Source organism: Nonomuraea fuscirosea (assembly GCF_035917475.1).
GTDB classification, from domain to species: domain Bacteria; phylum Actinomycetota; class Actinomycetes; order Streptosporangiales; family Streptosporangiaceae; genus Nonomuraea; species Nonomuraea fuscirosea.
This window is the reverse complement of sequence record NZ_CP109074.1, coordinates 3,799,980-3,822,344: the sequence shown is the minus strand read 5'-3', so window position 1 is coordinate 3,822,344 and position 22,365 is coordinate 3,799,980. Positions and strand designations below refer to the sequence as shown.

Annotated in this window: 23 protein-coding genes; 17 read left to right on the top strand and 6 right to left on the bottom strand. The window is 71.6% G+C overall.

Annotated features, from left to right (window positions below; all coding sequences use genetic code 11):
* Nucleotides 1-80: 80 nt before the first annotated feature.
* The 5 genes from OIE67_RS17270 (at nucleotide 81) to OIE67_RS17250 (ending at nucleotide 4,328) form a co-directional block, all read left to right on the top strand.
* Nucleotides 81-1,241: a CaiB/BaiF CoA transferase family protein gene (locus OIE67_RS17270; protein WP_106246718.1), complete on the top strand. Its 1,161-nt coding sequence runs from the start codon at nucleotides 81-83 to the stop codon at nucleotides 1,239-1,241.
* The gene (locus OIE67_RS17265) at nucleotides 1,234-2,046 is read left to right on the top strand and encodes a citryl-CoA lyase (protein WP_326641482.1); all 813 of its coding nucleotides are present in this window, start codon (nucleotides 1,234-1,236) and stop codon (nucleotides 2,044-2,046) included. The genes OIE67_RS17270 and OIE67_RS17265 overlap by 8 nt, the downstream gene beginning before the upstream one ends.
* Before the next feature lie 17 nt (nucleotides 2,047-2,063).
* Nucleotides 2,064-2,930 (top strand): DODA-type extradiol aromatic ring-opening family dioxygenase, encoded by an 867-nt coding sequence (locus OIE67_RS17260; protein ID WP_326641480.1) that lies wholly within the window; start codon nucleotides 2,064-2,066, stop codon nucleotides 2,928-2,930.
* Nucleotides 2,927-3,286: a hypothetical protein gene (locus tag OIE67_RS17255; RefSeq protein ID WP_326641478.1), complete on the top strand. Its 360-nt coding sequence runs from the start codon at nucleotides 2,927-2,929 to the stop codon at nucleotides 3,284-3,286. The genes OIE67_RS17260 and OIE67_RS17255 overlap by 4 nt, the downstream gene beginning before the upstream one ends.
* Before the next feature lie 67 nt (nucleotides 3,287-3,353).
* Nucleotides 3,354-4,328, top strand: coding sequence for a zinc-binding dehydrogenase (locus OIE67_RS17250; RefSeq protein ID WP_326641476.1), 975 nt, complete (start codon nucleotides 3,354-3,356; stop codon nucleotides 4,326-4,328).
* 87 nt (nucleotides 4,329-4,415) lie between these two features.
* On the opposite strand, the gene OIE67_RS17245 is transcribed toward OIE67_RS17250, so the two are convergent.
* Nucleotides 4,416-5,390, bottom strand: coding sequence for a zinc-binding dehydrogenase (locus OIE67_RS17245; RefSeq protein WP_326641474.1), 975 nt, complete (start codon nucleotides 5,388-5,390; stop codon nucleotides 4,416-4,418).
* Nucleotides 5,391-5,472: 82 nt separating this feature from the next.
* On the opposite strand from OIE67_RS17245, the gene OIE67_RS17240 reads away from it, so the two are divergent.
* The gene (locus OIE67_RS17240; protein WP_326641471.1) at nucleotides 5,473-6,111 is read left to right on the top strand and encodes a TetR/AcrR family transcriptional regulator; all 639 of its coding nucleotides are present in this window, start codon (nucleotides 5,473-5,475) and stop codon (nucleotides 6,109-6,111) included.
* Nucleotides 6,112-6,217: 106 nt separating this feature from the next.
* Here OIE67_RS17240 and OIE67_RS17235 read toward each other — a convergent pair whose 3' ends face one another.
* Complete coding sequence (locus tag OIE67_RS17235; protein WP_326641470.1) at nucleotides 6,218-6,979, bottom strand: FadR/GntR family transcriptional regulator; 762 nt, start codon at nucleotides 6,977-6,979, stop codon at nucleotides 6,218-6,220.
* A 183-nt stretch (nucleotides 6,980-7,162) separates the two neighbouring features.
* Here OIE67_RS17235 and OIE67_RS17230 point away from each other — a divergent pair, with 183 nt between their 5' ends.
* From OIE67_RS17230 to manD, 5 genes are all read left to right on the top strand, one after another.
* On the top strand, nucleotides 7,163-8,410 hold the full coding sequence (locus tag OIE67_RS17230) for an ABC transporter substrate-binding protein (protein ID WP_326641467.1): 1,248 nt from the start codon (nucleotides 7,163-7,165) through the stop codon (nucleotides 8,408-8,410).
* Between the two features lie 72 nt (nucleotides 8,411-8,482).
* The gene (locus tag OIE67_RS17225; RefSeq protein ID WP_181308058.1) at nucleotides 8,483-9,424 is read left to right on the top strand and encodes a carbohydrate ABC transporter permease; all 942 of its coding nucleotides are present in this window, start codon (nucleotides 8,483-8,485) and stop codon (nucleotides 9,422-9,424) included.
* Complete coding sequence (locus tag OIE67_RS17220) at nucleotides 9,421-10,236, top strand: carbohydrate ABC transporter permease (RefSeq protein WP_106246705.1); 816 nt, start codon at nucleotides 9,421-9,423, stop codon at nucleotides 10,234-10,236. The genes OIE67_RS17225 and OIE67_RS17220 overlap by 4 nt, the downstream gene beginning before the upstream one ends.
* A 4-nt stretch (nucleotides 10,237-10,240) precedes the next feature.
* Nucleotides 10,241-11,389, top strand: a complete 1,149-nt coding sequence (gene dgoD / locus OIE67_RS17215) for a galactonate dehydratase (protein WP_326641464.1) — start codon at nucleotides 10,241-10,243, stop codon at nucleotides 11,387-11,389.
* 31 nt (nucleotides 11,390-11,420) lie between these two features.
* Nucleotides 11,421-12,650: a D-mannonate dehydratase ManD gene (manD, locus tag OIE67_RS17210; protein ID WP_106246702.1), complete on the top strand. Its 1,230-nt coding sequence runs from the start codon at nucleotides 11,421-11,423 to the stop codon at nucleotides 12,648-12,650.
* Between the two features lie 68 nt (nucleotides 12,651-12,718).
* Here the strand turns inward: manD and OIE67_RS17205 are convergent, their stop codons facing one another.
* Entirely contained in the window at nucleotides 12,719-13,000 is a 282-nt protein-coding gene (locus tag OIE67_RS17205) for a DUF3040 domain-containing protein (protein WP_326641462.1), read from the bottom strand.
* A gap of 152 nt (nucleotides 13,001-13,152) precedes the next feature.
* On the opposite strand from OIE67_RS17205, the gene OIE67_RS17200 reads away from it, so the two are divergent.
* The gene (locus tag OIE67_RS17200) at nucleotides 13,153-13,653 is read left to right on the top strand and encodes a MarR family winged helix-turn-helix transcriptional regulator (RefSeq protein ID WP_326641460.1); all 501 of its coding nucleotides are present in this window, start codon (nucleotides 13,153-13,155) and stop codon (nucleotides 13,651-13,653) included.
* Between the two features lie 55 nt (nucleotides 13,654-13,708).
* Nucleotides 13,709-14,386, top strand: coding sequence for a hemerythrin domain-containing protein (locus tag OIE67_RS17195; RefSeq protein WP_106246697.1), 678 nt, complete (start codon nucleotides 13,709-13,711; stop codon nucleotides 14,384-14,386).
* Nucleotides 14,387-14,421: 35 nt separating this feature from the next.
* On the opposite strand, the gene OIE67_RS17190 is transcribed toward OIE67_RS17195, so the two are convergent.
* Genes OIE67_RS17190 through OIE67_RS17180 form a run of 3 tightly spaced genes read right to left on the bottom strand, consistent with a single transcriptional unit; the run spans nucleotide 14,422 to nucleotide 17,671 of the window.
* On the bottom strand, nucleotides 14,422-15,198 hold the full coding sequence (locus tag OIE67_RS17190; protein WP_326641457.1) for an aspartate/glutamate racemase family protein: 777 nt from the start codon (nucleotides 15,196-15,198) through the stop codon (nucleotides 14,422-14,424).
* Nucleotides 15,195-16,088, bottom strand: a complete 894-nt coding sequence (locus OIE67_RS17185; RefSeq protein ID WP_326641455.1) for a hypothetical protein — start codon at nucleotides 16,086-16,088, stop codon at nucleotides 15,195-15,197. Before OIE67_RS17185 ends, OIE67_RS17190 begins: the two co-directional genes overlap by 4 nt.
* A complete protein-coding gene (locus OIE67_RS17180; protein ID WP_326641453.1) occupies nucleotides 16,085-17,671 on the bottom strand; it encodes an FGGY-family carbohydrate kinase in 1,587 nt (528 codons plus the stop codon). Before OIE67_RS17180 ends, OIE67_RS17185 begins: the two co-directional genes overlap by 4 nt.
* A gap of 61 nt (nucleotides 17,672-17,732) precedes the next feature.
* On the opposite strand from OIE67_RS17180, the gene OIE67_RS17175 reads away from it, so the two are divergent.
* From OIE67_RS17175 to OIE67_RS17160, 4 genes are all read left to right on the top strand, one after another.
* Complete coding sequence (locus OIE67_RS17175) at nucleotides 17,733-18,503, top strand: DeoR/GlpR family DNA-binding transcription regulator (protein WP_326641451.1); 771 nt, start codon at nucleotides 17,733-17,735, stop codon at nucleotides 18,501-18,503.
* A 176-nt stretch (nucleotides 18,504-18,679) separates the two neighbouring features.
* Complete coding sequence (locus OIE67_RS17170; RefSeq protein WP_326641449.1) at nucleotides 18,680-21,061, top strand: rhamnogalacturonan lyase; 2,382 nt, start codon at nucleotides 18,680-18,682, stop codon at nucleotides 21,059-21,061.
* Nucleotides 21,062-21,204: 143 nt separating this feature from the next.
* Nucleotides 21,205-21,573 (top strand): VOC family protein, encoded by a 369-nt coding sequence (locus OIE67_RS17165; protein ID WP_326641447.1) that lies wholly within the window; start codon nucleotides 21,205-21,207, stop codon nucleotides 21,571-21,573.
* 53 nt (nucleotides 21,574-21,626) lie between these two features.
* On the top strand, nucleotides 21,627-22,361 hold the full coding sequence (locus tag OIE67_RS17160) for a class I SAM-dependent DNA methyltransferase (RefSeq protein ID WP_326641445.1): 735 nt from the start codon (nucleotides 21,627-21,629) through the stop codon (nucleotides 22,359-22,361).
* Nucleotides 22,362-22,365: the final 4 nt, after the last annotated feature.

Sequence of the window (22,365 nt, the reverse complement as noted above, 5' to 3'; positions counted from 1 at the left end):
TTTAGATGCTGGGATCGCCTCAGCGGACATACGTCCGTTGAGCGGACGAACGAGCTGAGCGAACGGAAGAATGGATCCGGATGACTGACCACGTGCCCGACGGGCCGCTGTCCGGTGTGCTGGTGGCCGACTTCTCCCGGGTGCTGGCCGGCCCGTACGCCACGATGCTGCTCGCGGATCTGGGCGCCGACGTCGTCAAGGTCGAGGGCCCCGGCGGGGACGACACCCGCTCGTGGACGCCGCCCGCGCGCGGCACCGCGTCCACCTATTACCTGGGCGTCAACCGGGGCAAGCGGTCGATCGCGCTCGACCTGCGCCAGGAGGGCGACGCCGGGCTCGCCAGGGAGCTGGCCCGGCGGGCCGACGTGCTGGTGGAGAACTTCCGCCCGGGCGGGCTGACCAAGTACGGCCTCGACTACGACACCGTCAGCGCGGCCAACCCCGGCCTCGTGTACGCCTCGATCAGCGGGTTCGGATCGGGGGCCGGCGCGCGGGTGCCGGGCTACGATCTGATGGTGCAGGCCATGTCGGGGCTGATGAGCCTGACCGGCGAGCCGGACGGGCCGCCCTACCGGGCCGGGATCTCCGTGTTCGACGTGATGGCGGGCAACCACGCGGTGATCGGCGTGCTGGCCGCGCTGCGCCACCGCGAGGCCACCGGGCAGGGGCAGCACGTCGAGGTGAACCTGATGTCGTCGGCGCTGACCGGGCTGGTCAACCAGAGCTCGGCGTACGTGGCGGGGGACGTGGTTCCGTACCGGATGGGTAACGCGCATCCGAGCGTGTTCCCGTACGAGCCGCTGCCGACCGCCGACAACGACCTCATCGTGGCGGCCGCGAACGACGGGCAGTTCCGCAAGCTGTGCCAGGTGCTCGGCATCCCCGAGGTGGCCGACGACCCGCGCTTCGCCCGCAACGCCGACCGCACCGAGCGGCGGGAGGAGCTGCGGCCCCTGCTCGTCGAGCAGCTGGTCCGGCGGCCTGCCGATGAGTGGTTCCAGCTCCTGGTCGAGGCCGGGGTGCCGAGCGGGCCGATCAACACCATCGACGGCGGGTTCGCCGCGGCGGAGCGGTTCGGGCTGGACCCCGTTGTGGTGGTCGGCGAGGGCGATCGGGCGGTGCCGACGACGCGGCACCCGATCCGCTTCTCCCAGACGCCCGCCGGGTACGCCCTGCCGCCGCCCGACCTGGACGAGCACGGCGCCGAGCTGCGCAAGTGGCTGGAGGACGGACGTGCCTGAGTATCCGACCGCGCTCGGGGCGTCGACGCCCGACACGATCACCCTGCTGGGCCACGACCTGGCCGCCGACGTGATGGGCGAGGTGGGCTTCGGCGAGCTGGCCTTCTGGCTGGCCACGCAGCGCCGCCCGTCGCCCGGCGAGGTCCGCGTCTTCGAGGCCGTGCTGGCCGCGCTGGCCGACCACGGGTTCACGCCGACCGCGATCGTGACGCGGCTGACGTACCTGTCCGCGCCCGACTCCGTACAGGGGGCGCTGGCCGCGGGCCTGCTCGGCGGCGGCTCCCGCTTCCTCGGCGTCACCGAGGACTGCGGCCGCTTCCTGCACGAGGTGATCGTCGCGCACGACCCGCTGCCGGCCGAGGAGCCCGGCTGGGACGCGCTCGCCCTGGACACCGTGCGGGCCCGCCGCGAGTCCGGGCGTCTCATCCCCGGGCTCGGCCATCACGTGCACAAGAACGGCGACCCGCGCACGCCCAGGCTGTTCGAGATCGCGGAAGAGGAGGGCCTGCTCGGCCCGCACCTGTCGCTGTTCGCCGCCATCGGGCGCGTGCACCCGCAGGTCCTCGCCCGCACGCTGCCGCTCAACGGCGCCGGCGTCTGCGGCGCGGCGCTGGCCGACCTGGGCCTGCCACTGGAACTGCTGCGCGGGTTCGCGCTGCTGGCCAGGACCGCCGGGCTCATCGGGCAGCTCGCCGAGGAGCTGCGCCGGCCGGTGGCCAACGAGATCTTCCTGTCCGTGGACCTGAACAACCGGTCCATCCCGCCCGAGCCGCTCCCATCCCCCGACGGAGGTTCGCATGACTGAGGTCATCGGAGGTTCGCATGGCTGAGGTCGTCGCGGTCATCGCGTCCACCCACCACCCCTTCTACTACCGCGCCAGCACCGCCACCGGAGAAGACCGCCCGCCGTTCGCCGACGAGTGGGTGCGCAAGGTGGAGGCGTTCCGGGAGACGCTGACCAGGGCCAGGCCCGACGTGCTGGTCATGGTCGGCTCCGACCACTTCCACCAGCTCTGGCTGGACAACATGCCGCAGTTCCTGATCGGCAAGGCGCCCTTCTACGACGCCAACTTCTACAACGAGGAACGCGAGTTCGGGCTGCCGCGCATGGTGTGCCAGGGGCAGGAGGAGCTGTCGTCGTACATCCTGCGCGAGGGCATCGACGCCGGCTTCGACCTGGCCTTCTCCAACGAGCTGCGGATCGACCACTCGATCACGTGCCCGATCATCACCCTGCGCCCGCAGAACGACCTGCCGATCGTGCCCGTCTACACCAACATCTTCGCCCCTCCGCTGCCGCGGCCGAAGCGGTTCGTGCAGCTCGGGCAGGCGATCAGGGAGCTGGTGGAGTCGTGGCCGGCCGAGCAGCGGGTCGCGATCATCGGCACCGGGCACCTGTCGCTGGAGCTCGGCGGCCCGCGCCAGTTCGGGCCGCACGGCCCCGACCCCGAGTTCGACCGCAAGGCCGTCGAGTGGATCTCCTCGGGCGACATCGAGGGCTGCCTGGCCGAGGTCACCCTCGACAGCCTGCACCTGCCGGGCAACGCCACCCACGGGTTCATGGACTTCATGCTGATGATGGGGGTCGCCGGGGAGGGCCGCAAGGCGGACTACGTGGACACCTACGACCTGTTCCACACCATGGAGGCGTACTTCACCTGGTACCCGGACGGAGGCGCCGGCGCATGAGCAAGTACCTGCTGAACAAGTTCCTGTTCACCGTGGACCGCGATCCCGAGCTGCTCGAGCGCTACCGCGAGGAGCCGCGCGCCACGGTGGAGTGGTGGGAGGGCGAGTACGCCAACCGCATCCTCAACTGCCACGACGGCGAGTCGTCCACCTGGCTGCGCTTCGACGACGTGGAGCGGGAGGCACTGGCCGCCCACGACTATCCGCGGCTGTTCGAGCTGGGGGCACATCCGTTCCTGACGCTGACCCTGTTCATCGCGATGTTCGAGCGCGACCATCCGCCGCTGGGCTTCCAGACGGAGTACGCGCGGCGGCTGTCGCACATGCGGCTGCCGTATCCGGACATCGCCACCTGATCCACCTTCCGGCAGCGGCGGTCACGGAGGTCCGGGGCCGCCGGTAGGCGTACGACGCAGGAGCCCGATGATGCGAGCCCTCCAGATCGACGAGTGCGGGCGGCCGCCGGCCGTGGCCGCGCGCCCGGAACCGGTGCCGGGTCCCGGCCTGGAGCTGGTGCGGGTCGTCGCCGCGCCGATCACCCCGCTGGACCTGTTGTGCGCGACCGGCACGTCCTACTTCGGGCTGCCCGCGCTGCCGTACGTGCCCGGTGTCCAGGGCGTCGGGTCGGCCGGCGGGCGGCTCGTGTGGTTCCCGACCGCTGCCGGGATGGCTCCAGGGGACGGCAGCATGGCGGAGCTGGCCCTGGCACGGGCCGAGGACCTGGTCGAGCTGCCCGAAGGCGCCGATCCGTTCGCCGTGGCAGCGCTCGGGCTGTCGGCGGTGGCCGCGTACCAGGCACTGACCTGGCGGGGCGAGCTGGCCGCGGGCGAGCAGGTGCTGGTGCTCGGCGGGGGCGGCGCGGTCGGGCAGGCGGCGATCCAGCTGGCCCGGCTGGCGGGCGCGCGCCGCGTGGTGGCCGCGGCCCGTTCGGCGGCCGGCCTCGAACGGGCCCGCCAGGCGGGCGCCGACGCCGTCGTCCCCCTCCCCCCGGCCGCTTCCGCTTCCGACGACGTGGACGGGCTCGCGCGGCGGTTCGCCGACGCCTGCGACGGACCGGTGGACCTGGTCCTCGACCCGCTGTACGGCGTCCCCGCCGCGGCGGCGGCCAGGACGCTGCGCCCGGGCGGGCGGCTGGTCAACCTCGGGAGCGCGGCGGCGGAGACGTGCCCGCTGGACTCCGCCACCCTGCGCAGCCGGTCGCTGCGCGTCCTCGGCTACACCAACAACGAGCTGTCCAGGGAACGGCGGGCGGCGGCCGTCGCCCACGTCGCCGAGCAGTCGGCGGCGGGCAGGCTCGCCGTGACGCACGAGGTGGTGCCGCTGGACCAGGCCGCGCGGGCCTGGCACGGCCAGGCATCCGGCGCCTCCGGCGTCCGCATCGTGCTGGACCTCGGCTGACCAGCCCCCCAGACCAACCGAGACCGGCCCCCCCCCGCCAGCGTGGCTCCGGTCTGACGGCGTCAGCCGCGCGACGGCCTGACCGCGTCAGCCGGTCGAAGGGGTCAGCACGAGTCGGCCGAAGACTTCACCGGCGTTCATCTTCCGGTGTGCCGATGCGGCCTGCTCCAAGGGCAGCACTTCGTGCACCACCGCCTCCAGTTCGCCCCGGCCCGCCGCGGCCAGCAGGGCGGCCGTGGCGGCGCGCCGGTCGTCGTGGGACACGGAGTCCGCGCTGAAGACCGCGAACGACAGCGACTTGCGGAACGCCGCGAACACCTCCATGCCGAAGTCCGCCGGCGGAAAGCCCGCGACCGCGCCCAGGGCCACCATGCGCCCGTTCGGGTTGAGCTTGGCGAAGAACGACGGCAGGCCCGCGCCGGCGACGATGTCGATGATGACGTCGTACGCCGCCGGAGCGCCCTCGTCCCCCTCGCCGGAACGGTCGAGCACGTGGGTCGCGCCGAGCTTGCGCAGCCGGTCGCCCCGCTCGGCCGAGGACGTCGTGACCGCCACCACGCCGGCGCCGTCACGCGCGGCGAGCTGGACCGCCATGATGCCGATGCCGCCGGCCGCGCCGCGCACCAGCACGGACTCGCCGGGGACGAAACGGGCATGGCGGAGACCGAAGCGGGCCACCGTGCCGGAGCTCCCCAGTGTCACCGCATCGGCGGCGGACACGTCCGCGGGGAGCGGGACGAGCGCCGAGGCCGGAGCGACGGCCTGCTCCACGTAGCCGCCGCCCCCGTCGGTGAACGCCCACACGCGCCGGCCGCGCCAGGACGCATCCACGCCCTCGCCCACGGCGGTCACGGTGCCCACCACCTCGCCGCCCGGGATGTGCCCCTCCTGGAAGCCGTACCCGGCCAGGGCGCCGCTGAGGATCAAGGCGTCGACACCGCCGACGCCGATCGCCTCGGTGGCGATCACCACCTGGCCCGCGGCGGGGCTCGGGTCGGGCACGTCGATGACCGCGAGTCCTTCCGGGCCGCCGAACGTCTGGATGGCCACTGCCTTCATCATCGTCTCCTGCTGGTCGAGGCGTTCTCTCAGAGCGCTGAGGACACTAGTGGACGCCCCCGTCCGTTTAGCTAAAGTGAGAACGGTGAACGACCGTTTGACTCACAAGCTGCGCTCCGACGCCCTCGACAACCGCGAACGCATCCTGGAGGCCGCCCGCGCGGTGTTCGCCGCCGAGGGCCTGAACGTGCCGATGCGGGAGATCGCGCGCCGCGCCGGAGTCGGCCCCGCCACGCTCTACCGGCGCTTCCCGACCAAGGAGATGCTGGCCACCGAGGCGTTCGCGGACCAGATGCGCGCCTGCGAGGTCATCGTCACCGAAGGACTCGACGAGCCTGATCCGTGGCGCGGCTTCTGCCACGTGATCGAGCGGATCTGTGAGCTGCACGCCCGCGACCGGGGCTTCACCGCGGCCTTCATGGCCACCTTCCCCGGCGCGATCGACTTCGCGGCGAGCCGGGGGCGCACGCTGGAGGCGATCTCCGAGCTGGCCCGCCGGGCCAAGGCGGCCGGGCGGCTGCGCGCCGACTTCGTCCTGGACGACCTGGTGCTCGTCCTCATGGCCAACAACGGCCTCCAGGCCGCCTCACCGGCCGGCCGGGTGGCGGCCTCCCGGCGCTTCGCCGCGCTGACCATCCAGGCGCTGCGCGCCGCCCCCGACGCCGCCCCGCTCCCGCCGTCGCCCCGGCTGCTGCCAGGCCGCCCGCTCTCACCGACGGCCTGAACGCCACCCGACCGAGCACCGCCCGACCGGACGCCCGCCCGGACGCCCGCCCGGACGCCCGCCCGGCCCGGGGCGGGCGCCGCTCATTCGCGGCGGACTCGGCGCGTCATTCCCCGCCGGGCTCGGCGGTCTGCTCCCACATCGACTTCATCTCGGCGAACCCCTGCTCCATGATCCGCACCATGGCCCGCCTGGCCCGCTCGCCGTCGCGGCGCTGGATGGCGTGGGCCACGTCGGTGTGCAGTTGCAGCGCCTCCTCGTCGGGGTAGTGCGGCATCAGGTGGTAGTGGTGGCGGCCGGCCAGCACCTCGGCCACGATCAGCTGGAGCTCGGCGAACATCTCGTTGCCCGAGGCGACCAGCACCCGCCGGTGGAAGTCGATGTCCAGGTCGAGGAAGCGGGCATCGTCGCCCGCCTTGCCGGCGGCCCACATCTTGCCGGCGAGTCCCACTAAGTCGCTCGCCGCGTCGTCGTGGACGCGTTCGGCGGCCAGCCAGGCCGCGTACGGCTCGATCGCCGTACGCAGCTCGGTGATCGAGCGCATCTGCGCCATGCGGTCGTCCGAGGCCAGCCGCCACCGGATCACCTGCGGATCGAAGACCTTCCACGCCTCGGGGGGCTGGATCATGATGCCGACGCGGCGCCGGGTCTCGACGAGTCCCATGGAGGCGAGCACCCGCAGCACCTCGCGGATCACCGAGCGGGAGACCTGGTAGCGGTCGACCAGGTCTTCGATGCTGAGGACGGCGCCGGCGGGCGGGTCGCCGTTGCAGATGACGGTGCCGAGTTCGTCGAGGACACGAGCATGAAGCCCAGCCTCGGCAGGGGCCTGTGGGCTCGATGCGCCCCTGGGGGAGGACTGGGTCACCGACAAAGCATATCAATTGAACGTCGATACTTGAATAAGTCAGCTTTTTTGGCCTAGCATCCCGACATTAAACGGATGTTACGGATGCGTGGCGCTCTACCGGGGGGCGGCGACCATGACGAAAGGCGAGATGACGTGCGACATCGATCGATAATCGGTCCATCTCTGGCCGTGGTTGTGGCCATGAGCCTGTCCGCGTGCGGCGGCGGTGGCGACGGCGGCGGTGAGGGCGGATCGACCACGGTCCGGGTCACGCTGGCCAACCACGTGTGGACCGACAACATCAAGAAGGCGCTGCCCGAGTTCGAGAAGCAGTCCGGGCTCAAGGTCGAGGTCACCCAGCTCGGCGAGGACCAGCTCTCCGACCAGTACAACGTCAAGCTCAACGCCGGCTCGTCCGACATCGACGTGATGATGTACCGGCCCCTCCAGGAGGGCAAGCTCTTCGCCAAGAACAAGTACCTGGCGGACCTGTCGGACCAGGTGAAGGCCAACGCGAACTGGGACTTCGCCGACTTCCAGGCCGGCCCGACCGAGGCCACCACGTACGAGGGCAAGCCGGTCGGTGTGCCGATCATCACCGAGCAGGAGGTCCTGTACTACCGCAAGGACCTGCTGGAGAAGGCCGGCCTGGACGCCGCGCCGAAGACCCTCGACGAGCTGAAGGCCGCCGCCGCCAAGATCAAGGCGGCCGACCCCGGCGTCGCGGGGTTCGTCGCCCGTACCGGCAAGTCCACGGCGGTCACCCAGTTCTCGAGCTTCCTGTACAGCTTCGGCGGCGACTTCGTCGACGGCGGCGGCAAGTCGGCGGTGGCCAGCGACGCGGCCAAGCAGGCGTACGCCTTCTACGGCGGCCTGATCAAGGACTCGGGACCGGCGAACGTCAGCACCGACATGGGCTGGCCCGAGGCGATGGCCATCTTCACCCAGGGCAAGGCCGCCTTCTACACCGAGGCGAACTCCCTGTACAAGAACGCCACCGACCCGGCCAAGTCCAAGGTGTCGGACCAGGTCGGCTTCGCGCCGTTCCCCGCCGGCCCGGCCGGTTCGAAGCCGTACAACATCCCGTCGTGGGCGCTGGGCGTCAACGCCAGCTCCGAGAACACCGCCAACGCGTGGAAGTTCATCGAGTGGGCCACCGGCAAGGACCAGACGCTGGCGCAGCAGAAGTCCGGCGTGCCGGGCGCCCGCACCTCCGTCTGGGCCAACCCCGAGGGCACCTCGACGTTCCCGAAGGACCTCGCCGACGCCATCGCGGCCAGCACCAAGACCGGCGTGGGGCATGACCGCCCGCTGGTCGTGAAGGTCGCCGAGTCGCGCGAGATCGTCGGCCAGCCGATCGTGGACGCCATCACCGGCAAGGACGCCGCGGCGTCGGCCGACACCGCCAACACCGCGTTCCAGAAGTTCCTGGACGACGAGGCCAGGTAAGCGGCGCACGCGGGTGACGGGCACGGCCCGTCGCCCGCGTCCTTCCGCAGTCCCGCCTCATCTGGAGACCTCATGGCAACGACCACCACCAAGGCGCCGCCCGGCGCCGCCGCCACCCCCGCCACGCCCGGCTGGGCCCGCTGGGTCGATCACCACCGCAAGTGGCTGTTCGCCGCGCCCGCGATGACGTTCGTGGCCGCGCTGCTCATCTTCCCCCTGGCCTGGACCGGCTACCTCAGCCTGACCGACGCCGAGGGGTCTGTGCGCGCGGAGAGCGAGTTCATCGGCCTGCGGAACTACCTCGACGTGCTCACCGACGTCGAACGGTTCTGGCCGGCCGTCGGGCGGACCGCCACGTTCACCGTCGTGGCGCTGCTGTTCGAGGTGGTCCTGGGGATGGCGATCGCGCTGCTGCTGTGGCGGCCGTTCAAGGGCGAGCGCTGGGTCCGGGTCGCCGTCCTGCTGCCGCTGGTCGCCACCCCGGTCGCGGTCGGCATGATGTGGCGGCTCATCTTCGACCCGAACATCGGCCTGGCCAACCAGGCGCTCGGCTGGGTCGGCATCGGGCCGCAGCCGTGGCTGGCCGGCCAGCACACGGCCCTGCCCACGACGATCTTCATCGACGTGTGGCAGTGGACGCCGATGGTGGTGCTGATCCTGCTGGCCGGCCTCACCTCGCTGTCGGAGGAGCCGCAGGAGGCGGCGCGCATCGACGGCGCCAGCACCTGGCAGCGCTTCCGGCACGTAACGCTGCCGCTGCTGATGCCGACACTGACGGTGGCGATCCTGCTGCGCGGCATCGACGCGCTGAAGACCTTCGACATCCTGTACGCCACCAAGGGCCGCGGCGGCGGCTCCTTCCACGAGGTCGAGACGCTCAACGTGTACGCCTACGGCCTCAGCTTCGACTACAACGAGTACGGCGTCTCCTCCACCGTCCTCATCCTCTTCTTCCTCATCATCATCGGGGCGATGTGGGCCCTGACCACCCGGCGCAAGGAGGCCCAGCGATGAGACCCCGGACCTCGTACCAGGTGTTCCGGGGGGTGGCGCTCACGGTCGTGGTGCTCGGGCTGATCGCGCCGCTGGTCTGGATGGTCGCCGCGTCGTTCAAGACGAACGTCGACATCTACGACCCCGGCAAGGCGCTGGCCTTCGTCCCCACCCTGGCCAACTACGCGACCGTGCTGCAGCAGGCGAACTACATCGAGTTCATCCTCAACAGCCTCTGGGTGGCGTTCGCCGCGACCGTGGCCTCGCTGATCCTGGGCGTGCCGGCGGCGTACTCGATGAGCCGGTTCAACATGCGCAAGTCGGCGCTGGTGGTGCTGATGGCGCGGGTCATCCCCGGCGTCTCACTGCTGGTGCCCTGGTTCTACGTCTTCTCCAACCTGAAGATGGTCGGCGGCTTCGGGGTGCTGATCATCAGCCACATGTTCGTGTCGCTGCCGCTGGTGGTCTACATCATGATGGGCTACTTCGACAGCCTGCCGGAGGAGCTGGAGGAGGCCGCGCTGGTCGACGGGCTGACCCACGTGGGCGCGTTCCGGCGGATCACGCTGCCGCTGTCGGTGCCGGGGATCGCCACCGCGGGGATCCTGTCGTTCATCTTCTCCTGGAACAACTTCATGTTCGCTCTGGTGCTGTCCGACGCGGACACCAAGACCCTGCCCGTGGCGATCTTCGACTTCGTCGGGTACGCCAGCATCGACTGGGGCGGCCTGATGGCCGCGACCACCGTGGTCACGCTGCCCATCATGGTGATCGCCCTGTTCGTGCAGAAGTACGTCGTCTCCGGCCTGACCGCCGGCGCGACCAAGGGCTGACGGCATGACGACCATCACGCGCGTCGAGACCTTCCTGGTCGCCCCCCGCTGGCTCTTCGTCCGGGTCGAGACCGCCTCCGGCGTCGTCGGCTGGGGCGAGGCCACCTGCGAGGGGCGTTCCGAGACCGTGCGCACCGCCGTGCACCAGCTCGCCGAGCTGCTGATCGGCCGGGACGCGCTGCGCATCGAGGACCACTGGCAGGTGATGACCAAGGGCTCGTTCTACCGGGGCGGGCCGATCCTGGCCAGCGCCGTGGCGGGCCTGGACCAGGCGCTGTGGGACATCGCCGGCAGACACTTCGGCGCGCCGGTGCACCAGCTGCTCGGCGGCCCGGTCCGGGACCGGATCCGCGTGTACGGCTGGGTCGGCGGCGACGAGCCGAACGAGGTGCGCGACCACATCTCCGCCCAGGTCGAGGCCGGGCTGACCGCGGTGAAGATGAACGCCTCCGGCCGGATGAGCCCGCTCGCCTCGGTCGCCGAGCTGGACGGCGTGGTCGCCCGGGTGGCCGCCGCCCGCGAGGTGCTCGGCGACTCCCGCGACGTGGCCGTGGACCTGCACGGGCGCTTCACCCTGGCCAACGCCCGCCGGCTGGCGCCGCTGCTGGAGCCGTACCGGCCGCTGTTCCTGGAGGAGCCGGTCGTCCCGGAGAACTCGCACCTCATCGGCGAGTTCGTCCGCTCGACGCCGGTCCCGGTGTCGACCGGAGAGCGGCTCTACAGCCGGCAGGAGTTCCTGCCCGTGCTCCAGGCCGGCATCGCGGTCGCCCAGCCGGACCTCGCGCACGCCGGCGGCATCACCGAGGTACGCAAGATCGCCGCCCTGGCCGAGGTGTACGACGTGCAACTCGCCCCGCACTGCCCACTCGGCCCGATCGCGCTGGCCGCCTGCCTCCAGGTGGGCTTCGCCACGCCGAACTACCTGATCCAGGAGCAGAGCATCGGCATCCACTACAACCGGGGCGCCGACGTGCTCGACTACTGCGTCGACCGGGCCGCGCTGGCGTTCGCGGACGGCCACATCGAGCGGCTGACCGCGCCCGGCCTGGGCATCGAGATCGACGAGGCTTCGGTCCGCGCCGCCGACAAGCGGGGGCACGCCTGGCGCGGCCCGATCTGGCGGCACCGCGACGGCTCGTTCGCGGAATGGTGAGCCCCGTTCCTGTTGTGAGAAAGGCACCCTTGTGAAGATCATCGCCGCGGACGTCGTCGTCACCAGTCCGGACCGCAACTTCGTCACCTTGAAGATCACCACGGATGACGGGATCACCGGGCTGGGCGACGGCACCCTCAACGGGCGCGAGCTGTCGGTCGCCTCCTACCTGGCCGACCACGTCGTCCCCCTGCTGATCGGGCGGGACGCGCACCGCATCGAGGACACGTGGCAGTTCCTCTACCGCTCGGCGTACTGGCGGCGCGGGCCCGTCACCATGGCCGCCATCGCGGCCGTGGACGTGGCGTTGTGGGACATCAAGGCCAAGGCCGCCGGGATGCCCCTCTACCAGTTGCTCGGCGGCGCCTCCAGGACCGGGATCATGGCGTACGGGCACGCCTCGGGCCGGGACGAGCAGGAGCTGTTCGACTCGATCCGCCGGCACCTGGAGCAGGGTTACCGCTCGATCCGGGTGCAGACCTCCGTGCCGGGCATCAACGCCGTGTACGGCGTCGCCGCCCAGCCCAGCGTGGACGGCAAGCGTTACGACTACGAGCCGGCCCAGCGCACCCCGCTGCCCGCCGAGGAGGACTGGGACACCCGCGCCTACCTGCGCCACCTGCCCGGCGTCTTCGAGGCGGTGCGTAACGAGTTCGGTCCCGAGCTGCCGCTGCTGCACGACGGGCACCACCGGATGACGCCGATCCAGGCGGCCAGGCTGGGCAAGGCGCTGGAGCCGTACGACCTGTTCTGGCTGGAGGACTGCACGCCGGCGGAGAACCAGGACGCGCTGCGCCTGGTGCGGCAGCACACGACCACGCCGCTGGCGATCGGCGAGGTGTTCAACACCGTGTGGGACTACCAGACGCTGATCCGCGAGCAGCTCATCGACTACGTGCGCTCGGCCGTCACCCACACCGGCGGCATCACGGCCATGCGCAAGCTGCTCGACTTCGCCGCCCAGTACCAGATCAAGTCCGGCATCCACGGCCCGACCGACATCTCCCCGGTCGGCATGGCCGCGGCGCTGCACCTGGACCTGGCGATCCACAACTTCGGCATCCAGGAGTACATGCAGCACGGGGCGGCGACCAACGAGGTGTTCCGGCAGTCGTTCACCTTCGAGGACGGCTATCTGCATCCGGGTGAGCTGCCGGGGCTCGGGGTGGAGCTCGACGAGCAGGCCGCGGCGCGGTTCCCGTACCAGCCGGCCTACCTGCCCTTCAACCGGCTCAAGGACGGCACCGTCCACGACTGGTGAGCACGGGCCTCAGCCCCCGGTGCCTCGTTCGCGCGGGCGCCGGGGGCTTCGCCGTCTCTCGCCGGGCGTCAGGGCCCCTTCTCCGCTCCGCGCGGGCGGGCGTACCAGGTCCAGCCGCTCAGCCCGGCGAACAGCAGGGCCACGAACGGCGATCCGGCCAGCAGCGAGATGACCGCGAACGCCGCGCCGAACACGGTCATGATCGTGTACGCCTCCCTGGGCAGGAGCGGTGGCGCCGCCCGTTCCAGGCGTTGGGCGCCGGCGCCGAACGATCGGGCGAAGTCCGGATCGTCGTCTGATAACCGGCGCTGGATGTCCCGCAGGGCCGCACGTTCGTAGTCATCGAGCACGACACACCTCCAGGGCGATGCCACCAGGCACGCTCCCACGCCACCTGGACATTTTGTATCGTAGCACGATATAAAATGAAGTCCATGGACGCTGTCACCCGCGGCCCGGGCCGCGGGTGACCCGGGAGACGCGAGAGAGAGGCGGCGCGGTCGTGGACGACGCAGCGGCGCAACCTGAGCCCCTGACCAAGCAGGACTTCGAGGCGCTGGCCAGGTTCCGCTTCGCGATCCGCGCCTACCTGCGCTTCAGCGAGGACGCGGTGCGCGCCGCCGGCCTGACCCCGCAGCAGTACCAGCTGCTGCTGGCGCTCAAGGGCTTTCCCGGCCGTGACTGGGCGAGCGTGCGGGAGCTCGCCGACCGGCTGCTGCTGCGTCACCACAGCGTGGTCGAGCTCATCGGCCGGGCCCAGAACCAGGGCCTCGTGCAGCGGAGCGCCCATCCCAGCGACGGCCGGGCGGTGCGGGTGGCGCTGGCTCCGGCGGGCGAACGCGTCCTGACCCGCCTGGGCGCGCTGCACCGCGACGAGCTACGGCGGATGGACACCGCGATCCTGCCCCCTGAGTGGGAAAGCGCCTCGCCCTCGTCCTCACCCGAGCCCTCACCCGCGCCCTCGTCGTCACCCGCGCCCTCACCCGCGCCCGCGCCCGACTGACGCGCGTGTGCCCATCGGCTCCGGTTCGCTCCGCTCCTCTCGAAGGGAAGGGATCATGGATACCCAGACGACGTTGCCCATGGAACACGCCCACCTCCTGACCCAGGTCACCGGCCGGGCCCGTGACGTGCTGCGGGTCGCCGCCCAGGACCGCTGGCCGGGCCGCGAGCTGACCGCGCTGGCCGGCTACCTGCGCGCCGAGCTCATCAGGCAGGTCACCGACGAGGAACGGCTGCTCTTCCCCGCCCACGAGGCCACCCCCGAGCTGTCCCGGCTGGCCCGCGACCACGCCCGGCTGCGCGCCTGCGTGGACACCCTCGCCGCCGCGGCCCGCGAACGCGGCGCCCGCTCCCCCGCGCAGATCGCCACGACCGTCCGCGACCTGCTCACCCAGCTCGGCGACCACCTCGCCACCGAGCAGGCGGTCCTGGCCGCGCCGGGCGGACCGGCCTCCTCCACCTCCGCCCTCGGCGCCTGCCCGCACCGCTGGTACCCGCTGACCGAGGGCCCCGCCGTCGACCTGGACGCCCTTCCGGCCGACCGGCTGACGGAGGCCATCGGCGACCGGCTGCACCGGCTGTCCCGCGGCGAGCAGCTCGATCTGTGCTCAAGCACCGACCCGGGCGACCTGTGCGACGCTCTGGCGGCCGGCCACGACGACTACGGCTTCACGTACCTGGCCTGCGGGCCCGGCTTGTGGCGAGTACGCGTCACCCACCGTCTCGGCCGCTGACCCGGCCGGCTCAGGCACTGACTCCGCCGGCCGCGTCACCCACCGGTTCGGGCGCTGGTTCCGGCCAGCTGCGCCACCCCCGACCTCGGCGACGACAGCACCGGTACGCCCGGCGCATCGTGCCCCTGCGCCGCCTCCGCCACGATCCGCGCCATGGACGCCTGGGCCAGCACCACCACGTCCACCTCCCCGCTCAGCTCCCTGAAACCGTCCAGGACCAGCCGGTCGTGGCGGGCCGGGTCGCCGGAGCGCAGCGCCTCGAAGGCTCCTTCGCACAGGTACGGCACCACTTCCCGCTCCGCCTCCTGCCGGGCCGCGGCCCGCTGGACGGCCCGGGTGGTGGGGCCGAGCGTGGTGGCGAGGGTGGCCAGCACGCCGACGCGCGCGCCGGACCGTACCGCCTCCTCGGCCATCGGCTCGTCGATGCGCAGAACCGGCAGCCGCGTGAACGACCGGGCCAGCTCGGCGGCCTCGCCGATGGAGGAGCAGGTGACCAGCAGCGTGCCCGCCCCGGACTCCTCGGCGTAGGCGGCGTACGACACCACCCGGCGCAGGACGTGCGGCGGCGGACCGCCGTGCGCGATCGTGTCCTGGAGCAGGCTCTCGTCCACGAAGTGCGACACCCGCGCACCGGGCCGCACCTCGCCTGCCAGCTCGGCCAGCGGCGCGGCGAGAGCGGGCACGGTGTGCAACATCGCGATCGCCGTCCTGGTCACAGGGCGCTCCACGGCCGCGCGCACTCGATCCCCGTCCCGCTCGCCCATCCCGCGCTCCACGGCCGCGCGCACTCCATCGCCGTCCCCTTCGCTCATCGCGCGTTCCAGGGTCGCGCGTACTCGTCCACGATGGCGGCCAGGCTGCGCAGCCGGGGCACCGAACGCGCCCGCAACTGCGCGGCCAGGTCAGGCTCGCCGACGACGTCGCTCCAGATGGCCCGGCCCGCCAGCATGCCCGACGCGCCCGCCCGGCAGGCCGCCCGCACGGACGCCGGGAAGTCGTCGCGCTCCACGCCCTGCGACAGCACCACCCACGGGACGGGGATGACCTCGTCCAGCAGGGCACACTCCTCCAGCAGCTTCTCCTCCGGCGCGGCCCCGCCGAGCGGAACCTGCGCCTTGTACAGGCTCGGCCGCAGCCCGGCCAGCTCCCGCGCCGCCTCCCTGATCGCGGCCGGCCCGTCGAACCCGGTCTCCTCGGCAGCGGGCTTGGCGACGCCTTCGAGCACGGAGAGCAGTCCGGCGGCTGCACAGCGCCGGACGAACTCGGCCGCCGTCTTCAGCCGGCGCTCCCGTTCCTCGTCGTCGCGCCAGATGAGCAGCAACTTGGCCGCCACCGCCCCGGCCGCGCGCGCGGCGGCCAGGTCCACCCGCTCGTCGATCCCGGTGTCCTCGACCGGCCCGTCCGGGTCCTGCCGCAGACTGTCCACGGCGACGATCAGCCCGCCGGGCACCGCGCCCTCGGCGGCCACCTGCTCGAACCCGTAGTCCTGGTCGATCAGGAACCCGGAGCCGTACGGCCCGACCTCACGCGCCACCGCCAGCTTGAACGACGTCAGCACCTCATCGCCGACCCGCTCGCCCGTGGCGGCGGCGTACATCTGCCGCAGGCTCTCGCGCTGGTCCATGGCGACCATCGCGAACCCGCCGGAGGGGCGGGCGAGCAGGTCGAGTGTCGGCTCGGGGGTAGTGCCGGGGCTGGTCATCGGTGCTCCTGTTCTGTGCTGCAGCTTCTGGGGTGCTTCTGTGTCCCAGCTTCTGGGGTGCTCTGGGCTGTGGCTCGGGTCAGGAAGCGCTCGTACTGGGGCAGGTAGGCGGCCTGAAGTGCGAGGTCGGACGGCATCGGCTCGCGCGGCAGTACGGGAACGTCGTGCAGCGACCCGCCCGCCTGCCCGGCGACGAGCGCCGCGCCCGCGCAGACCGCGTCGTCGGAACGGACCACCTCCACGGGGACGGGCGAGACGGCGGCCTTGACCCGCATCCACAGCGGAATCCTGACCTGCCCACCGAAGACCGCCAGCCGTTCCGGCGCGGTGCCCGTTACGGCGGTGAGCTCGTCCAGAATCCAGCGGACGTGCAGGCAGGTACCCTCAACGGCAGCGGCCAGCAGATCACCCGCCCCGTGCCCGGAGCCGACCCCCGACACCGCCACCCGCCTGTCCCGATCAGGCGCAGGCGCGACCCGGCCCCGCAGATACGGCTCGACCACGATCCCGGTAGGCAGCGACACCCCGGCGAGCAACCCGGGCAGCGCCGTGTAGTCACGTCGTTCACCGGGCCGGGAGTGCGGCGCGGGGTCGTCACCTGTCGGCGGGCTCAGCAGATCGAGGAGCCAGTCGAGCATCGCGCCGCTCGTCGGCAGCCCGCCGACCAGCACCGTTCCGGTTCCGTCCAGCGACGGGTCCACCGTCACGCCCAGCGCCAGTCCCGTACGAGGGTCGGGGCGTTCCCTGGCCGGCACCATCACGGCCTCGGCGGTGCCCAGCGAGTCGGCCACGTCGCCCGGACGCCGTACCCCGGCGGCCCACGCCCCCACGGCGTGATCATGACCCGCGACCACCACCGGAACGCCCGGCGTCACCCCGGGAATGGCGGCCACCAGCCCACCGACCGGCTCCACCGCCGACACCACGGGTGGCAGCCGGTCCGCGGACAGTCCCGCCAGGGCCAGCAGGTCCTCGTCGTAGCGCCCGCGCCGCACGTCGTAGGCCAGGGTGCGCGCGGCCAGCGTCGGATGAGTGCGCAGCACCCCCGTCAGCTCGTACGCCAGAGCGTCCGGCACGCTCGCCCACCACCGCATCGCCCGCAGCACCTCCGGCGCGTGGGCCCGCAACCACAGCCACTTGGCCAGCGGCGCCTTGGCGTCGGCCCACCTCCCGGTCAGCGCGTACAGGCCGAGCGCGTCCCGCCCCAGCCGTGCCGCCTCCTCCGCGCCTCTGGGGTCGTTCCACCACAACATGGGACCGAGCGGGCGCCCCGACGAGTCGAGCGGCACACCGGTCTCGGCCATCCCAGCGATCCCGATCGCCTCCGGCCCCCGCCCCGCCCGCGCGGCACACTCACCAAGCGCGTCCGACACGACGGCGACCAGCGCGGGCAGCTCGCGTGGCGTCTCCCGCCGCACCGCCGCGACACACCCGCCCCACCGATCGAAGAGCCCCACCTTGACGTGAGTGGTGCCGACATCAACCCCACCCGACAACCCGTCCTTCGCCACGACGGCCTCCACCCGCACGCCCTCAGCACGCGAAGCGGTGAGAGGGGCCGGCAGGGTCCGTGGCGTCGTCATGTTGTCACTATAAATCCAGAAGTTGGCGGAAAAGCGCCAACCTATGAGGCATCATGGTCACATGAGCCGCGCCCCGGAGGCCACCAGCCTGCGCTACACGTCCGCCCCGGCGCGCCGCGAGGCGATCCTGCGCCGTATCGAGCTGGACGGGTACGCAGCCGCCACGGACCTGGTCACCCACCTGGGCGTCTCCCCCAACACCGTCCGCCGCGACCTGCGCAGACTGGCCCAGGACGGCCTCATCCGCGTCGTGCACGGCGGCGCGACGGCGGCGGACGCGACGGCGCCGCCGTTCGCCGACCGGTCGGAGCAGGCCGCCGTCGCCAAGCACGCGATCGCCGCCGCGGCCGTGCGGCATGTCGAGCCCGGCACGACCGTGGCGCTCGACTCGGGCACCACCACGCTGGAGATCGCCAAGCTGCTGCCGCCCGACGCCGGCCTCACCGTGATCACCCATTCGCTGCCCGCCATCGCCACCCTGGCCCCCCGCCCGGACGTCACGCTGATCGGGGTCGGTGGTCAGTACGGCAGGGACACCCGCTCCTTCGGCGGCCCCGAGACCCTGGCCGCGCTCGGACACCTCAGCGTGCGGACCTTGTTCCTGGCCGCCACCGCGCTCGACGCCTCGGGGGTGTACGGGGCCACGCCGTACGAGGCGGAGACCAAGCGCCGGCTCATCTCCGTCGCCCGCCGGACGATCGTCGTGGGCGACGCGCGCAAGTTCTCCTTGAACGCCCCGATCCGGGTGTGCGGCTGGGACGCGGCCGACCTGCTGGTGACGGACGGTGTCCCAGCGGGCTTCACCGGGGTCGAGGTGCAGATCGCGCCATAGGCGTTTCCGCTCATCGCCCGGCGAATCGCCTTATTTCCACTAACGACTATTTCGCGGCGAACGCCCCATTTCGCCACGCCAGAAATCGACCGGCAACAAAGCCTTGACAGAGGCCGCTATCCACCAATACTCTCCCAGCTAAAATTATATCGATTTAATCAGCGGAGCTCGTGACCATGAGACCCCCCAGCAGCATCCGCCGAGCGCTGGCCACCGGCCTGGCCACTCTGCTCTGCCTGCCGCTCACCGCGCTCCCCTCGATCGCGGACACGGCAGGCACCCCGGGCGCCGGCGCCGCGAAGAGCACGAGCGCCTCCAAAAGCTCCAAGGCCCCGCACACCTCCGGCCGCCACCGCCCCGGCCCCCGGCTGGAGCAGCTGGACCGCGGCCTGGTCGCCGCGTCCACCGGCGAAGGCGTCTTCCTGAGCTGGCGTCTGCTCGGGGACGAGGTCTCCGGCCACGGCCCGAACGGCATGACGGGCGCCACCTTCCGCGTCTACCGCGACGGCCGCCCCATCGCCACCGTGACCGACAGCACCAACTACAAGGACGCCAGGGGCACGGCCCGTTCGGAGTACCGGGTGGCGCCGATCGTCAAGGGCCGCGAAGGCCGTAAGAGCGATTCAGTCACCCCTTGGCTTAAAACGTTTTATGACCTCCCGCTGAAGAAGCCCGCCGACGGTGTGACCCCGGCCGGCGAGGCGTACACGTACGCGGCCAACGACCTGAGCGTCGGCGACGTGGACGGCGACGGCCGATACGAGTACGTCGTCAAGTGGGACCCGTCCAACAGCAAGGACGTCTCCCAGCGCGGCTACACCGGCAACACCTACGTGGACACGTACGAACTGGACGGCACCCTGCGCTGGCGCCTCGACCTGGGCGTCAACATCCGCTCCGGCGCCCACTACACCCAGTTCCTGGTCTACGACTTCGACGGCGACGGCCGTTCGGAGATGATGCTCAAGACCGCCCCCGGCACGAAGATCATCCGGTACGGCAGCAGGGGCCAGGTCGTCTCCGAGCGTTATGTCACGATGCCGCGCGCGGACGTCAAAGCCGGATACGCGAATACCGACGACTATCGAAAAAGCGCCGCAGACTATTTCGACCATGTCGCCGCCATGTTCGAGAAATGGCACGAGCACCCGGAGGTCGTCGCCGGACGCTGGCCGGCCACGCTCGAAGCGGCGTTCGGCATCGCGCCCAAGTACCGCTACCCGCTCTCCCACGCGGACGCCGTCGAGCTGGCCACGTACTTCGTGGACGTCTACGCGCCCGCCCGCAGCGGCAACAACCGGCTGCGCGAGTTCGCCGGCTTCGTCCTGACCGGCCCCGAATACCTGTCGGTCTTCGAGGGCGCGACCGGCCGCGAGCTGCAGACCATCCCCTACAAGCCCGGGCGCGGCGACGACGGCCTGCTGTGGGGCGACTACGCGATGGCCAGGGTCGAGCCGGGCAACCGGGTGGACCGCTTCCTGTCCTCGGTCGCCTACCTCGACGGCAGGCGGCCGTCGGCGATCTTCGCCCGCGGCTACTACACCCGCACCACGCTGGTCGCCTACGACTGGGACGGCAGGCGGCTCAAGGAGCGCTGGTACGTCGACAGCGGCCACGTCCCGATGGCCAACCCGTTCAACGCCAGTCCGCACGGCGTGGACGGCAGCGACCCCGAGTATGCCAGTCTGACCACGCAGGGCTTCCACTCGATGAGCGTGGCCGACGTGGACGACGACGGCCGGCAGGAGATCGTCTACGGCTCCGCCACCATCGACGACGACGGCGACCTGCTCTACTCCTCCTTCGCGCAGGCTCCGCCGCAGAGCAACGTGCCCGGCCAGAACGTCCGGCTCGGCCACGGCGACGCCATGCACGTCGGCGACATCGACCCCGCCCGGCCCGGCCTGGAGATCTGGACCGTGCACGAGGGCGGCGCCTGGGCCCCGTACGGCTGGGCGCTGCGCGAGGCGGCCACCGGCAAGGTGATCCACGGCGGCTACAGCGGCGTCGACACCGGGCGCGGCATGGCCGGCGACATCGACCCGGCCGTCCCCGGCCTGGAGACCTGGTCGTCGATGCCGCCCGACCAGGCCATCCAGGCGGGTCTGTGGTCGGCCCGCGGCGAGTACCTGGGCCGCGACGCCCCCGGCACGAACATGAGCATCCGCTGGGCCGCCGACATGACCACCCAGATCGTCAACGGCACCGCCACCACGGAGCTGCAGACGCCCACGATCGACGACCGCCGGCGCGGCACACTGCTGACCGCCGAGGGCACGCTGACCAACAACTGGACCAAGGGCAACCCCGGCCTGGTGGCGGACGTGTTCGGCGACTGGCGCGAGGAACTGCTGGTCCGCACCGCCGACAGCAGCGCCGTCCGGATGTACGTCAGCACCGAGCTGACCGACAGGAAGCTCTACACGCTGATGCACGACCCGCAGTACCGGGTGGACGTGGCCCGGCAGCAGACCGCCTACAACCAGCCCGCCTACCCGAGCTTCTACCTGGGCTCGGACATCGACTGGTCGAAGGTCCCCGTCCCATCCCTCAGGTGACCGGCGTTCGGCGGGCGGGCCTCCAGGACCCGCCCGCCGAACCCCGCACCACCCGCGAGGACTGTCGCGGGCTGGAAACCGCTTGCCCCGTTCAGCCACCCGTGCGAGGCTCCGCCGGGACGAGACCGGCGGAGGAGGCCGGCGTGAGCAGGTCCTCGATCTTGAACGTGACGTTCGACTGCGCCGACCCCGAGTCCATGTCGCGCTTCTGGAGCGAGGTCACCCGCTGGCCCCGCTCGAAGGCGGACATGCCAGGCAACCCGTTCTGGTGGGTGGGCCTCGACGGCGGCGACTCCCCTCACCTCGTCTTCGTCGAGGTGCCTGAGCCGAAGCGGGTCAAGAATCGCCTGCACCTCGATCTCGTGCCTCGTGACGGATCGCAGGAGCAGGAGATCGCCCGGCTCGAATCGCTGGGCGCGCGCCTCGTGGACGACCGCCGGAGCGTCACCCCTGGCGGGTGGGTGGTCATGGCCGACCCCGAAGGCAACGAGTTCTGCGTCGAGGGCGAATAGCCCTCACCGAATCGGATGGTGCCCACCCCGCGTTCCCGGGCACAACCACCTCCGTGCCAGAGAACAACTTCGACGAACACACCGCGCGCACGTACGAGGACAAATGGCCGGAGCTGTTCGATCCCGCGGTCGTCGACCCGGCCGTGGACTTCCTCGCCGCCCTGGCCGGCCCGGGCGGCACCGCCCTCGAACTGGGCATCGGCACCGGCCGCATCGCGCTGCCGCTCAGCCGGCGAGGCGTCCGAGTGCACGGCATCGAGCTGTCACCGGCGATGGCGGCCGAGATGGACGGCAAACCGGGCGCGGAGCACGTCGGTGTGACCATCGCCGACTTCGCCACCACGAAGGTGGGCCACGACTTCACCCTCGCCTACCTGGTCCGCAACACCATCACGAACCTGACCACCCAGGATGAGCAGGTCGAATGCTTCCGTACCGTGGCGGACCAGCTCCAACCCGGCGGTTCGTTCGTCATCGAGGTCTACATCCCCGAGCTCCGGCGCCTGCCCCCGGGCCAAACCGTCCACCCGTTCACCGTGACCCCGGCGCATCTCGGGTTCGAGGAGTACGACGTGGCGTCACAGACCGCCGTCTCCCATCACTACTGGGTCGTGGACGGCCGGCTGGAGACCCGTTCGACACCGCACCGCTACGTGTGGCCGTCCGAGCTCGACCTGATGGCCCGCATCGCCGGAATGACCTTGCGCGAACGGTGGTCCGGCTGGAACCGCGAGCCCTACACCGGCGACAGCCGGAGCCACATCTCGGTCTGGCGGAAGACGTCGTGACGGC

Coding starts and splice junctions, on each gene's coding strand:
- OIE67_RS17220 (WP_106246705.1), top strand. CDS start 9,421: ATGAGACCCCGGACCTCGTACCAGGTGTTCCGGGGGGTGGCGCTCACG.
- OIE67_RS17260 (WP_326641480.1), top strand. CDS start 2,064: ATGGCTGAGGTCGTCGCGGTCATCGCGTCCACCCACCACCCCTTCTAC.
- OIE67_RS17185 (WP_326641455.1), bottom strand. CDS start 16,088: ATGACCAGCCCCGGCACTACCCCCGAGCCGACACTCGACCTGCTCGCC.
- dgoD (WP_326641464.1), top strand. CDS start 10,241: ATGACGACCATCACGCGCGTCGAGACCTTCCTGGTCGCCCCCCGCTGG.
- OIE67_RS17180 (WP_326641453.1), bottom strand. CDS start 17,671: ATGACGACGCCACGGACCCTGCCGGCCCCTCTCACCGCTTCGCGTGCT.
- OIE67_RS17245 (WP_326641474.1), bottom strand. CDS start 5,390: ATGATGAAGGCAGTGGCCATCCAGACGTTCGGCGGCCCGGAAGGACTC.
- OIE67_RS17225 (WP_181308058.1), top strand. CDS start 8,483: ATGGCAACGACCACCACCAAGGCGCCGCCCGGCGCCGCCGCCACCCCC.
- OIE67_RS17230 (WP_326641467.1), top strand. CDS start 7,163: ATGAGCCTGTCCGCGTGCGGCGGCGGTGGCGACGGCGGCGGTGAGGGC.
- OIE67_RS17170 (WP_326641449.1), top strand. CDS start 18,680: ATGAGACCCCCCAGCAGCATCCGCCGAGCGCTGGCCACCGGCCTGGCC.
- OIE67_RS17175 (WP_326641451.1), top strand. CDS start 17,733: ATGAGCCGCGCCCCGGAGGCCACCAGCCTGCGCTACACGTCCGCCCCG.
- OIE67_RS17255 (WP_326641478.1), top strand. CDS start 2,927: ATGAGCAAGTACCTGCTGAACAAGTTCCTGTTCACCGTGGACCGCGAT.
- OIE67_RS17250 (WP_326641476.1), top strand. CDS start 3,354: ATGATGCGAGCCCTCCAGATCGACGAGTGCGGGCGGCCGCCGGCCGTG.
- OIE67_RS17195 (WP_106246697.1), top strand. CDS start 13,709: ATGGATACCCAGACGACGTTGCCCATGGAACACGCCCACCTCCTGACC.
- OIE67_RS17190 (WP_326641457.1), bottom strand. CDS start 15,198: ATGAGCGAAGGGGACGGCGATGGAGTGCGCGCGGCCGTGGAGCGCGGG.
- OIE67_RS17270 (WP_106246718.1), top strand. CDS start 81: ATGACTGACCACGTGCCCGACGGGCCGCTGTCCGGTGTGCTGGTGGCC.